General features: G+C 72.3%; 8 protein-coding genes and 1 pseudogene. 8 read left to right on the top strand and 1 reads right to left on the bottom strand.

Annotation, left to right across the window (positions count from 1 at the left end; genetic code table 11):
- A partial coding sequence (locus ACLQ2T_RS26680) for a transposase (RefSeq protein ID WP_425769104.1) occupies positions 1–249 on the bottom strand: 249 nt, incomplete at its 3' end.
- Between the two features lie 4 nt (positions 250–253).
- Between ACLQ2T_RS26680 and ACLQ2T_RS26675 the strand changes: the two are divergent.
- From ACLQ2T_RS26675 to ACLQ2T_RS26640, 8 genes and pseudogenes are all read left to right on the top strand, one after another.
- Positions 254–553 (top strand): annotated as a pseudogene (locus tag ACLQ2T_RS26675) (transposase); the annotation flags it as partial.
- A 362-nt stretch (positions 554–915) separates the two neighbouring features.
- Complete coding sequence (locus ACLQ2T_RS26670; protein WP_425769103.1) at positions 916–1113, top strand: hypothetical protein; 198 nt, start codon at positions 916–918, stop codon at positions 1111–1113.
- A gap of 5 nt (positions 1114–1118) precedes the next feature.
- Positions 1119–2375: a cytochrome P450 gene (locus tag ACLQ2T_RS26665; protein ID WP_425769102.1), complete on the top strand. Its 1257-nt coding sequence runs from the start codon at positions 1119–1121 to the stop codon at positions 2373–2375.
- Positions 2359–3057: a biotin/lipoyl-containing protein gene (locus tag ACLQ2T_RS26660; RefSeq protein ID WP_425769101.1), complete on the top strand. Its 699-nt coding sequence runs from the start codon at positions 2359–2361 to the stop codon at positions 3055–3057. Before ACLQ2T_RS26665 ends, ACLQ2T_RS26660 begins: the two co-directional genes overlap by 17 nt.
- On the top strand, positions 3057–5300 hold the full coding sequence (locus tag ACLQ2T_RS26655) for a peptidase domain-containing ABC transporter (RefSeq protein WP_425769100.1): 2244 nt from the start codon (positions 3057–3059) through the stop codon (positions 5298–5300). Before ACLQ2T_RS26660 ends, ACLQ2T_RS26655 begins: the two co-directional genes overlap by 1 nt.
- Entirely contained in the window at positions 5297–7429 is a 2133-nt protein-coding gene (locus ACLQ2T_RS26650; RefSeq protein ID WP_425769099.1) for an ATP-binding cassette domain-containing protein, read from the top strand. The genes ACLQ2T_RS26655 and ACLQ2T_RS26650 overlap by 4 nt, the downstream gene beginning before the upstream one ends.
- The gene (lanM, locus tag ACLQ2T_RS26645) at positions 7429–10572 is read left to right on the top strand and encodes a type 2 lanthipeptide synthetase LanM (protein ID WP_425769098.1); all 3144 of its coding nucleotides are present in this window, start codon (positions 7429–7431) and stop codon (positions 10570–10572) included. Before ACLQ2T_RS26650 ends, lanM begins: the two co-directional genes overlap by 1 nt.
- 13 nt (positions 10573–10585) lie before the next feature.
- Positions 10586–12850: a TOMM precursor leader peptide-binding protein gene (locus tag ACLQ2T_RS26640; protein WP_425769097.1), complete on the top strand. Its 2265-nt coding sequence runs from the start codon at positions 10586–10588 to the stop codon at positions 12848–12850.
- Positions 12851–12874: the final 24 nt, after the last annotated feature.

The following is a 12874-nucleotide window of genomic DNA, read 5'->3' as shown; positions in this document are numbered from 1 at the left end:
CTCCTCCACCATCTCGCCGGTCGGCCGGTCGGTGCGCTCACCGGCGTCGGCCTCGGCTTGACGGATCCAGTTCCGCAACACCTCGTGATGCACGCCGAGTTGCTCGGCCAGACGCCGGATCACCGGCTTCGGATCCGACTCGCGATACAAGCGCACAGCACGCTGACGTAGCTCATCGGGGTACTTCTTCGGTGGTGCCACGGACGACTTCCTCCCCACGGCCATCAGACCATGATCAAGAAGCTCCATGAAAGCGGGGGTGGCTCACCCCGGCCGGTTCCGCAGCGAAGCCGCCTTCGCCTCACTCGCCGGCGTCAACCCCATCCCCGCCAGCTCCGGCCGCATCACCCGCCACCGCCTCAACCGAGGCGGCGACCGCACCCTCAACGCCGCCCTGCACACCATCGCCAAAACCCGCCAACGATGCCACCAACCCACCAAGGACTACATCAACCGCCGCACCACCGAAGGCCGCACCCCAGCCGAAATCACCCGCAGCCTCAAACGCTACATAGCCCGCCAAATCTGGCGCACCCTCGAAGCCACCACTTGACAAACACCTTCACAGATCTTGCACTTTTTGTCGCTGATACGTGGCTTATGCGGCTTATGCGGCGACGGAAAGTGCAAGATCGGCGGGAGAAGGGGGCGCGGGGGGCGGGGGCATGACAACTGTCATGGGTGGGAGGTGCACGGTGCCCTACCGCTGGTGACGGCTGGGGGAAACACTGATCCGCAACGCAGCCGACACACCAGAGGTACGGAAGGCGATCGGGGAAGAGTCGGGCTGGGCCGCTAGCGGGACAGCCGGGACATGGAACAGCTGTGGGTAGTCCAGATACCCACAGCTGACTTCATCCTATCCGCAATCGCCGCTCCGTGCAGGAACCAGACGCGCCACTTCGGGAGAGACACATGCGCGACTTCGAAGCAGACACCGTCAGCGTGATCCGGGCGCGGGCCGCCGCGCTCGCGGCCTCCTGGTTGGACGGCGCCGCCGGGGCACCTCAGGACATCCTGCGAGTGGACAACCTGGCCAGCGGCCCCACCGAGCCGGTTCCGTGCTTCTGCCTCGGCACGTTCTGCTGGGTCAACACCCAACTGGCGGAGTAACACCGATGTCCGGCCTGCCCGCCACGGGTCGCGCGTTGTTGCTCGACCCGTCCACCCGAGACGATCCGAGCCGGTACGGGCGGCTGCTCGCCGAGGCGCCGGTGCTGCGTACCGGCGGGTTGTGGCTGGTGTCGGGCTACCAACAGGTGTCGAGACTGGCCGGGGACCCCCGGCTGGTGATCGATCCACGGGCCGGGGACCCGCCGTTGCCGCTGACCCAGTCCGAACGACTGGAACTGATCTTCGGGCGGATGTTGAGCTTCCGCGACGGTGCCCCCCACCGCCGTCTGCGGCAGCTCGTGTCCGGGGCGTTCAGCGCCCGCCGCACCGGTGGCCTGGAGGAGACCGTACGCGACCTGGTAGCCGACCTGATCTCGCAGGCGACGGCCGGCGGCCCGGAGTTCGACCTGGTGCCGGCCGTCGCCGAGCGGCTGCCCGTGCTCACCACCTGCCGGCTGCTGGACCTGCCGACCAGCAGCTGGCCCCAGGTCGACCGGTGGGCCCGGACCCTCACCGGTCAGCTCTTCCGCTTCGGTCAGAGCGCCGAGCAGCTGGCCGAGGTGCACCGGCAGGTCGACCAGATGCTGCGGTTCATCGAGGAACTGGCCGCGGCCCGCCGCAGCCGCACCGGCGACCTCGTCGCCGAGCTGTTCGGGGCCTCCAGCGGTACGGATGCCCGGCTCAGTCCGGAGGAGTTCGTCTCGTTCGTGGTGCTGCTGTTCATCAACGGCCTGGAGACGGCCACCGCGGCCATCTCGATCTGTGTGGCACAGCTGCTGGACCGACCGGAGCTGGCCGCCGGGCTGCGCCGGGATCCCGACCAGGCCCTGGAAGTGGTCGACGAGTGCCTGCGGCTGCACAGCCCGGTCTGGTTGGCCGCCCGCCGGGCGGTAGCACCGATCGAGGTGGAGGGTCAGGTGATCGAGGTCAACGACCCGGTGTTCCTGCTCTGGGCGGTGGCCAACCGGGACCCGGCGGTCTTCGCGCAACCGGACCAGTTCCGGCCCGGTCGGCCCGGTCGACACCTGGCCTTCGGGCGCGGACCTCACCACTGCCTGGGTGCGGCCATGGCCCGCATCCAGGCCGCCGAGGTGCTGCGACAACTGGCGGCGTACGAGGGGCTGCGGGCCGGGTCCGGTCCGGCCCGACGTCGGCACACCCCCGCCCTGAATACGTACGACTCACTGCCGGTGACGGTGACCCCGGCCGGTGAACCCCTGCCGATCCGAGCGGAGGCGAGGCACCATGCCACGAACCGGTGAACTGGACGACGTCGTACGGCTGACCACCCGGCGTAGCTGGGCCCTGCTGACGGCCGTACTCCTGGCCCTCGGTGTCGGCGGGACCTGGGCCGTGGTGGCCCGGATCGAGTCGACGGTGTCCCTGGAGGGCATCCTGCTGGCCGGGCGCGGCCCGACCGTGGTGACCGCCCCGGCCACGGCCACGGTCGCCTCGGTCGAGGTGGTCCCCGGCCGACCGGTGGCGGCCGGGGAGGTGCTGCTGACCCTGCGGGGCGACGACGAGACCATCAAGGTGACCAGCCCGGTCACCGGAATCCTGAGCACCCTGACCGTCCGGCCCGGCGACTCGGTCAAGGGCGGGGTCACCCTCGGCGCCGTCGACCGGGCCGAGCAACGACTGTCCGCCCTGCTGCTGCTGGACGCCGGTCAGCCGGCCGGCATCCCGGCCGGGACGCCGGTGCGCGGCGCCGGGTTGAGCGGCACGGTCACCCAGGTCGAGGCGTACCCGCTGAGCACGACCGACCTGGCCGACCGGTATGGGATTCCGCGGCTGCCCGGGTATCCCGACGAGCGGCTGGTCCGGCCGGTCCTCGTCGACCTGGGGGTGTCCGCCTGGCCGGGCGCCACCCTGACCCCCGTGCGCCTGGACCTCATCGTCGGCACCGACCGGCCCCTGGACGTTCTGCTCGGAGGTGGTCGGTGATGGTCGTTCTCGCCGACAACCAGACCACCGCCCCCCGGGCGGAGGAACCCCAGCCCCAGCCACGTCGGCAGCGGGCCGTACGCACCGTCGAGACCCCGCAGATGGAGGACGCCGACTGCGGCGCGGCCTGCCTGAGCATCATCCTCAACCACCACGGCCGACGGGTGCCGCTGGCCGAGCTGCGGGACCGCTGCGGGGTGGGTCGGGACGGGATGACCGCCTCCGGGTTCGGCCGGGCCGCCGCCGGCTACGGACTCAAGGTCACCGGCCGGTGGATCGACACCTCCGACCTGGACATGGCCTCCCGGCTGCCGGTGCCGGCGGTGGTGCTGCTCGACGGCCGGCACTACGCGGTGCTGGAGGGCGTTCGGCGGGGCCGGGCCTGGATCAACGATCCGGCGGTGGGCCGACTGCCCCTGACCCCGGCCGAGTTCGCCACCCGGGCCAACGGCCCGGTGCTGATCGCCAGCCGGACCCCGGAGTTCGAGCCGGGGGGTGAGCGCTGGCCGTTCGCCCGCGCGGTGGCACAGCGGATCCGACCGTACGCACCGATGATCCTCGCCGGGGCCCTGCTCGGCGCCGTCGCCGCGGTGCCGACCCTGCTGGCCTCGATGTCCATGCGGGCCGTGCTCAACCGGGTGCTGATCATCGGCGACCTGGCCTGGCGCCCGGCGCTGCTGGCCATCCTGGTCGGTGGCGCGCTGCTGGCGGCCCTGGCCGGGTGGGCCCAGCAGCGCATCTTCGCCACCGCCCTGGCGGTGATGGCCACCCGGTTCTCCAGCCGGTACCTGACCGCCCTGCTGCGGCTGCCTGGGGAGTTCTTCCACCGTCGGCATCTCAGCGGCCTGGTGAACCGGACCCAGATGAACGACGGCCTGGCCATCGCGCTGTCCGAGCGGGTCGTGCTGCCCGCCGCAGCAGCGGTGACCGTGGCCGGGTACGGGCTGTTCATCGGCTACCTGGCACCCCGGCTGCTGGTGGTGATGTCGCTGGCGATGGCGGCGCAGATCGTGCTGCTGAACCTGGTACGACGGCGGGCGGGTCCGCACCAGCAACGGCTGCTGTTCGAGCAGCTACGGCGGGACAGCACCGCCCACAGCGGACTGAAGATGATCGAAGCGGTCAAGGCCGACGGCGCCGAGCGGTGGCTGTTCGCCTCCTGGGCCCGATCGGCCGGCCGGACCATGGACGCCGCCAACGCGCTGGCCTCGGCCACCCTGGGGGTGATGGCGCTCAGCGCGGCGGTCGGCCCGGCCGCCCTGGCCGGACTGGCCCTGGTCGGCGCGCACGACGTCGCCGGCGGCCGGATCGACCTCGGTACCCTGCTCACCGCCCAACTGGTGGGTGGGGCGATGCTCGCCCCCCTGGGGCTGCTGGTCGGGTTGGGCTCGGAGATCCAGGTGACCCGGGTGCACGTCTCCGTGATCGACGACGCCCTGGCGGCCACCCCGCATCCGGCCCGCGCCACCGTCCTGGAGCCGAACGCCGCCCCGGAACCGGAGCAGCCGTCCCGGCTGTCCGGGCGCATCGAGTTCGACCGGGTCAGCTTCGGCTACGACCGGCACCGCCCACCCCTGGTCCGGGACATCTCCTTCACGGCCGAACCCGGTCAGTGGGTGGCCCTGGTCGGGGTCAGCGGCAGCGGCAAGTCCACCCTGGCCAGGCTGGCCGTCGGGGCGGCGCAGCCGTGGGAGGGGACGGTGCTGCTCGACGGGCGGCCCCGGGAGACCTACTCCCGGCGTACCCTGGCCGCCTCGATCGGCTACGTGGAGCAACAGCTGCGCCTCTTCGAGGGCAACCTGCGCGACAACCTGACCCTGTGGGATCCGACCCTGCCGGAGGAGCGGCTGCGCGCCGCCCTGGTCGACGCCGGCATCGACCGGCTGGTCGAGCAGCGGGGCGGCCTGGACAGCGGGGCGGTCAGCGAACACGCCCGCAACCTGTCCGGCGGGGAGCAGCAGCGCCTGGAGTTGGCCCGGGCCCTGGCGGCCGACCCACCCCTGCTGGTGCTCGACGAGGCGACCAGCGCCCTGGACGCGAGTACGGAGTTCGCGGTCCTACAGGCGCTTCGCCAACGAGGGGTGACCTGCATGTTCATCGCCCACCGGATCTCCACCGTGCGGGACGCCGACCTGATCCTGGTGCTGGACCGGGGCGAGATCGTGCAGCGCGGCACCCACTCCGAGCTGATCGAAGCCGACGGCGTCTACCGGCGGCTGGCCACCGATGGGCGGACGAAATGACCACCGTCGACCCCCTCACCCTGGACACCCCGACGCACCGCGCCGCGGCGGATCTCGCCGCGGTCGACGAGGCCTGGCGGCGGCTCGCCGCTGCCGCCGCCGAGCGGCCCGAACGACCGGACGACGACGCCGCGCGGACCCTGGCCGCCCACTACGACCTGCCGCAGCCCGCCCCGGGCCTGGGCCTGGTCGCCGCGCTCCGGGCCGCCGGACTGCACTGGACCGAGGTACGCCTCGACGGCCGCTGGTACCGCCACGGTGCCGCCCCGTTGATCGTCTTCCCGGTCGAGGGGCCGGCCGTGGCGCTGCTGCCGGCCCGGCGCGGCTACCGCACTCCCGAGGGTCGCCCAGTCACCGCGGCCATCGCGGCGCAGTACGAGCAGACCGCCTGGCAGGTCTATCCCCCGCTGTCACCGAACCAGCCGGTCACCGCCCGGGGGCTGCTGCGGTTCGCCGCCCACGGCGCCGGCCCCGACCTGGGTTTCCTGCTGTCGGCCGGGCTGCTCGCCGCCCTGATCGGTGGTGTCCTGCCGTTCCTGTCCGCGTGGATCATCATCGGGGTGGCCGGGGGCAGCGTCGGCGGTCAACTGCTGTGGAGCCTGGCCGCCCTGATCGCCGGCTTCGTGGTGTCCAACGCCCTGCTGCTGTCGGCCCGTAACGCCGCCCTGGTCCGGCTCCAGGGTCGACTGCAACTGCGCCTGGAACCGGCGGTCTGGTCGCATCTGCTCAGCCGGGACGTCCGGGCACTGGAGGAGATGGGCACCAGCGACCTGGTCCAGCGCGCCAACTCGGTCACCGAGATGCGCAAGGCGCTGTCCGACAGCGTCGCCGCCGGGGTGCTCGGCAGCGCCTTCGGCCTGGTCAGCCTGGCCGCCCTGGTCGTCGTCGATCCACTCGTCGGTGGGTGCGTGCTCGGCGCCACCGTGCTGCTGATGGCGGTGGCGAGTTACGCCGCCATCCGCCAGCAACGCCACGAGCTGGCCAACCGGGAGGCCTTCGCGGCCGTGGCCGGCTTCCTGCACACCGCCCTGCTGGCGATCGAGAAGATCCAGGTGGCGGCCCGTGAGGAGCGGGTCTTCGCCGGCTGGGCGCAACGGTATGCCCGGCAGCGCCGCACGGACGCCGAGACCCTGCGGTGGCAGGCCCGGGTGGCGGCCTGCGCGGCGGCCCTGCAACCGACCCTGCTGGCCACCCTCGGCATCGTGGTTACCCTGCGTCAGGATGTCGCCCTCGGCACCTTCGTCGCGGCCAGCATCGCGGTGGGGCAGTTCGCCGCCTCGGTAGGGATGCTCCAGGGGGGCGTGATCTCGGCCTTCTCGCTGGTCGCCGCGTACCGGCGGCTGGCACCGGTGCTGACGGCGGCACCGGACGTGGCACCGGAGGCCGCCGACCCCGGCCGGTTGCGGGGCCGGGTGCAGCTGCACGAGGTCACCTTCACCTACCCCGGCACCGGCCGACCCGTCCTGGACCGGGTCAGCATCACCGCCGAGCCGGGCGAGTTCGTCGCCGTCGTCGGCCCCTCCGGCGCCGGCAAGTCCACCCTGATCCGCCTGCTGCTCGGCCTGGTACCCCCCAGCTCCGGTGCGGTCCGCTACGACGGCCGGGACCTGTCCGAGCTGGACGTACGGGCGGTCCGGGCCCAACTGGGGGTGGTGCTCCAGCAGGCCCGGGCGGTCCGCGGCTCGATCCGCGACAACGTGGCCGCCGGCACCGAGGACCTCACCGACGAGGGGGTGTGGCAGGCCCTGCGGCTGGCCGGTCTGGCCGAGGAGGTCCGGGCCATGCCGATGGGGCTGCACACCATGGTCAGCGAGGACAACAAGGCCTTCTCCGGCGGACAGATCCAGCGGCTCATGCTGGCTCGCGCCCTGGCCAAGCAGCCGCCGGTGCTGGTGCTCGATGAGGCCACCAGCGCGTTGGACAACATCACCCAGCGCACGGTGACCGACCGCATCGCCGAACTCAACGTCACCCGGATCGTCGTCGCCCACCGACTCAGCACCATCCGAGCCGCCCACCGCATCTACGTACTCGACAACGGACGGATCGCGGCCGAGGGCACCTTCGACGATCTGGTCGCCACCGCACCGCTGTTCGCACGACTCGTCGCCAGGCAGGAGGTCACCTGATGACCACAACCAGCGCATCCATCGGTCTGGGTGCCATGTCCGCACCCGACACCCTGCTCGGTCTCGGCGGTGCCGACGAGCGGCTGCTCAGCGTCATCGCGTTGGCGGCACCGTTCGACGAGCGGGAGGCCGGCGTCTACTTCGCCCCGGTACGCTCCGGAGGCCGCCGCAAGCTGGCCGAACGTTCCCAGCGGTGGCTGCGTTCCGCGGTGGCCGAGGACGACGTGTCCCTGCGGGCCCTGCTGCTGCACCGCCAGCAGACCAGCCGGGACCTGGGCGCCGGGCTGGTCGACGTGGTCGTGCGGGACCCCGGCAAACTGCCCGACTGGGCGTACGCCCTGGTGGACTTCCTGCTGGCCCAGCCGCCCACGGCCGCGCAGGACCCGGCCGCCGAACTCGTCGGTGGGGTCTTCGTCTCCTTCCAACGGGCGGCGGCCCGGCTGACCGGGCTGCGGCAGAACATGCTGCGCGGGGTGGCCCTGACCCCGGAGGCCGCCGACGACGTCACCGGCCAACTGGTGCAACGTCTGATCAAGGTGTGCCACGCCGCGCTCGCCTTCGAACTCCAGATCGCCGACGGCTCGACCACCCCGGTCGACTGGTACGGCCGGGCCGGCATCGACGTCAGCCGGCTGGGTTGGCTCAGCCGGCTGGAGGGGCTGCCCGGCCTGGCGTACCTGATCGGGGTCACCTGCCTGAACTACAAGCGGGCCGTCGGGGAGGTCTTCGACCGGCTGCACCAGGACCTGCCGATGCTGCGGCGGGAACTGTGGTCCTGGGCCGACCCGGGGGCCCTGGCCTCGTACTCCGGTGACTCCGGCGACCTGCACGACAGCGGCCGTACGGTCAGCCTGCTGTCCTTCGTCGGCGGTCAGCGGGTCGTCTACAAGCCCAAGGACCTCAGCAGCGTCGCCGGGTTCATGGATGTGCTGACCTTCCTCAACACCCACGGGCTGCCGCTGGACCTGACCACCCGGCAGGTGCTGCTGCGCGACGGCTACGGGTGGGAGGAGTACGTGGTGGCCCGCCCCTGCCGCAGCGGGGAGGACCCGGCCCGGTTCTACCGCCGACTGGGGATGCTCACCCGGCTGGCCCAGCTGCTGGAATGCCGCGACCTGTGGGCGGACAACCTGATCGCCATCGGCGAGCGGCCGATGTTCATCGACCTGGAGAACATCCTGCAGGGGCGGATGCGTAAGCCGGTGCTGCTGGGGGCGCGGGCCGAGGCCCTGTGGCACGAGGTCGAGGAGAGTGTCGCCAAGACCGCCGTGATCTCCTACCCCCGGATCGGGGCCCCCGGTCGACGGGCGCACGACATCGGCTGCTGCGCGCCGATGCAGGAACAGTTGGCGGTCGACTCCGACGGCTTCCCCGAGGGGTGGGAGCCGCCCCCGTACCGGCCGATCGTGGACGGTCGGCCGGTCGACCCGGCGGCGTACGCCGACGAGGTGGTGGCCGGCTACCGCGAGATGGACGCCTGCCTGGTCGCCAACGCCCACGCGTTGGCCGCCGAACGCGGCCCGCTGCACCTGCTGGCGCGGGCCCGGGTCCGCTACATCTGGCGCAGCACCTGGGACTACCTGTCGGTGTTGCAGGTGGCCTCCGGGCCGCTGGCGTTGACCGACGGGGTGGCCCGGGAGATCGTGCTGGCCCGGCTGTTCCGGGGAGCCCGCGAGGTGCTGCACACCGACCCCCGCCGCACCGACAGCCTGGAGATGATCGAGCGGGAGATCGAGTCGCTGCGCCGGCTGGACATCCCGCTGTTCCAGTCCGAACCGATGACCTCGACCGTACGCACCCCGGAGGGTTCCCGGGTCGAGAACCACTTCTCCGGCACCGCCTGGCAGCGGCTGCGGGCCCGGCTGGACGAACTCATCGAACGGGCCGAGTGCGGCACCCCGATGCCGGAGGAGGCCCTGGCGGCCTGTCTGGACTTCGCCTCCGGCGGCCGACCGATCTGGACCCCGCCGCCCGGGGATCCCGACGGTCGCCGGGATCCGGCCCGGCTGGGCATCTCCGTCTACCACCCGAGGATGTTGCGCGCCGAGGTCGACCACGACCAGCTTCTGGCGGGCGCCTGCGCGGCGGCCGACGACATCATCGCCGCGGCCCTGCCGGTCGGTGACGGGCAGCACGGCTGGGTCGGGGCGGTCCACTACCCCGCGTACGGCCTGGACCAGCTCGAACCCCTGCACGGCGACCTGCTCACCGGCACCGCCGGAATCGCGGTCTTCCTGGCCGAGCTGTACCAGAGCACCGGCAAGCCGACCTACTGGGCGTTCGCCCAGGACGCCCTGGCTGCCACCACCGAGTTCTCCGCCGTCGCCGGGCAGGCCAGCCTCTACCGGCGGATGGCCGGCGGGCAACCCCCGGTCGGCGGGTTCGTCGGCATCGGCGCGACCATCTACGCGCTGGCCCGGTGCGGGCAGGTGATCGGCGATCCGCAGCTGCTGGCCCAGGCCCAGAGCCTGGTGTCCACCGCCGCTGACCTGCTGGACAGCGGGGCCAGTGTCGCCGATCCGGTGACCGGCCGGGCCGGTCTGCTGCTGGCCCTGCTCAAGCTCACCGAGGCGCAGCCCTGCGCGGCGGCCGACGAGTTGGCCGCGCGCCTGTACGAGCAACTGCTCACCGAACTGCCGCACGGGGTGCGGTCGACCTACCCCGCCGGGGTGGCCCTGCTCGACGCACTGCCGGGCGGGGCACCGGGGGTGGTGATGGCCCTGGCCCGGTACAGCGCCCGGCACGGCCTCAGCACCGACGGCGAGCACCTGGTGCTGACCGCCGGAGCCACCCCGGGTGCCCGGCTGGCGACCACCGTGGCCGCAGCCACCCTCGGCCGGCCCCGGCCCGCCGACCCGGTGGCCCCGACATCGGCCGGTGCACCCTCCAGTGTCGACCTGATCAACCGGATCGAGCTGGGCCTGGCGGCCTGGCGGGCCGAGGGAGACGAGCAGTCCCGCACGGCCGCGCACGCCGCGGCCCGGACCCTGCTGAGTCGCCGCGCCAGCCAGGGCCGCTGGTTCCCCGACCGCCGCCGCCCCGACCGGACCCAGCTGTCCGCGGTCGACGGTCTGGCGGCGGCCGGGCTGGCCTGCCTGGCGCTGGCCGAAGAGGACGTTACCTCGCTTCGAGCGATGAGCTGACGGGAGAGATGCGATGACCATCCGTCCACGGGTACGCCGGAACCTGCGCGTGGAGAACGTGCCCGGCGAAGCCGTTTACGTGTTCTCCGAGCGTGGCCACCAGGTCATCGAGGGTGAGCTGACCGAGCGGGTCCTGCCGCTGCTGGACGGCAAGCACGATCTGGACGACGTGCTCGACGCCCTGTCCGACGAACCGCCCGAGCGGGTGCTGTTCCTGATCGAACGGCTGGTCCGGATGGGGGTCGTGCTGCGGGTCGACCCGGAGCTGCCGCAGCGCGAGTCGGCCTTCTGGGACATGGCCGGTACCAGCGCCGAGGTGGTAGCCGGCAAGCTGGCCACGGCCACGGTCGGGCTGTCGGTCGTCGGTGAGGTGGACCCGCAGCCCCTGCTGGCCGCGCTCGGCGCGGCCGGTCTGCGGGTCACCCCGGTCAGCGCGGCCGAGGCCGGCGAGGTCGACCTGACCGTGGTGGCCACCGACAACTACCTGAACCCGGAGCTGGCCGAGCAGAACGAGGCGGCCCTGCGTACCGGGCGTCCCTGGCTGCTGACCAAGCCGGTCGGTTCGGTGCTGTGGATCGGCCCGACCTTCAAACCGGCCGGCCGGGAGCACGGCTGCTGGGCCTGTGTGGCCTTCCGGCTCTCCGGGCACCGGCAGGTGGATGAGTACCTGCGCGACAAGCTGGACCACTTGGGGCCGCTGCGGGTGCCGCTGGCCGACCTGCCGACCACCCGGGAGATCGGGGCCCGGCTGACCGCCCTGGAGGCGGTCAAGCACCTCGCCGGTCTCGCCACCGAGCAGGAGGACGGCATCCTCACCCTGGACACGATCTACTTCGACACCCAGCGGCATCCGCTGCACCGCCGCCCGCAGTGCCCCTCCTGCGGTGACCCGGAGCTGGTCGCCCGGCGGTTCGCCGCACCGGTGCGGTTGCAGTCGCGGACCAAGACCTACACCGGGGACGGGGGGCACCGGGCCCAGCGGCCCGACGAGGTGCTGGCCCGCTACTCCCCCCAGGTCAGCTCGGTCACCGGGGTGGTGCGGGAACTGCGGCCCTTCGCCACCGGCCGGGATTTCGTCAAGGGGTACTACGCCGGGCACAACTTCGCCCGCCGGGTGCACAACCTGCGGCATCTGCGCACCGGGCTGCGCAGCATGGCCGCCGGCAAGGGCACCACGGACACCCAGGCCCGGGCCAGCGCGATCTGCGAGGCGATCGAACGCTACAGCGGGCTGTTCGTCGGCGACGAACCCCGGATGACCGCCACCCTCGAGGAGTTGGGCGACCGGGCGCTGGCCCCGAACGACCTTCAGCTCTACAGCCCCCGGCAGCACGAGAACCGGGTCGCCTGGAACGCGGCGCAGCGGTCCAGCTTCCAGATCGTCTGTGACCCCCTGCCGGCCGACCGGCCGATCGAGTGGAGTCCGGTGTGGTCGCTGACCCACGAGCGGCACTTCCAGGTGCCGACCGCCCACCTGTACTTCCAGTACCCGAGCCGCTCCGGTGAGCTGTTCGCCTCGGCCTGCTCCAACGGCAACGCCGCCGGGTCCAGCATCGAGGACGCCGTGTTGCAGGGCTTCCTGGAACTGGTGGAACGCGACAGCGTCGCCCTGTGGTGGTACAACCGGCTGAACATGCCCCGGTTCGACCTGGACAGTTTCCGCGAGCCGTGGTTCGACGAGTTCCGGGAGGTCTACGCCGGGCTCAACCGGGATCTGTGGGTGCTGGACCTGACCGCCGATCTCGGCATCCCGGTGGCGGCGGCGATCAGCCGACGCACCGACAAGCCGGCCGAGGACATCCTGATGGCCTTCGGCGCCCACCTGGACGCGAAGACCGCAGTGCAGCGGGCGCTGAGCGAGATGAACCAGTTCCTGCCGGCGGTCATCGACGTGCAGCCCGACGGCAGCGGCTACGCCTACCCGGACCCGGTCCAGCAGGGCTGGTGGCGCCACGCCACGTTGGCCTCGGAGGGTTACCTGGCCTCCTCGGCGCAGGTGTCGACCGCGACGACCCACCGCAACCTGGCCAGCGCCGACCTCAAGCAGGACGTGGACACCGTACGGGGGCTCGTCGAGCAGGCCGGCATGCAGATGCTGGTGCTCGACCAGACCCGGCCCGACCTGGAGCTGCCGGTGGTCAAGGTGATCGTGCCCGGGATGCGGCACTTCTGGGCCCGGTACGGCGCCGGACGCCTCTACGACGTACCGGTGCGGCTCGGCTGGCTCGACCAGCCCACCCCGGAGGAAGCCCTCAACCCGATCCCGATGTTCCTGTGACCGCCGGACTGTTCCTTCGACGCC

Origin of the sequence: Micromonospora sp. DT229 (assembly GCF_049844505.1) — a bacterium.
GTDB lineage: Bacteria > Actinomycetota > Actinomycetes > Mycobacteriales > Micromonosporaceae > Micromonospora.
Note: the sequence above shows the minus strand (reverse complement) of the source record. Positions and strands in the feature narration are given on the sequence as shown.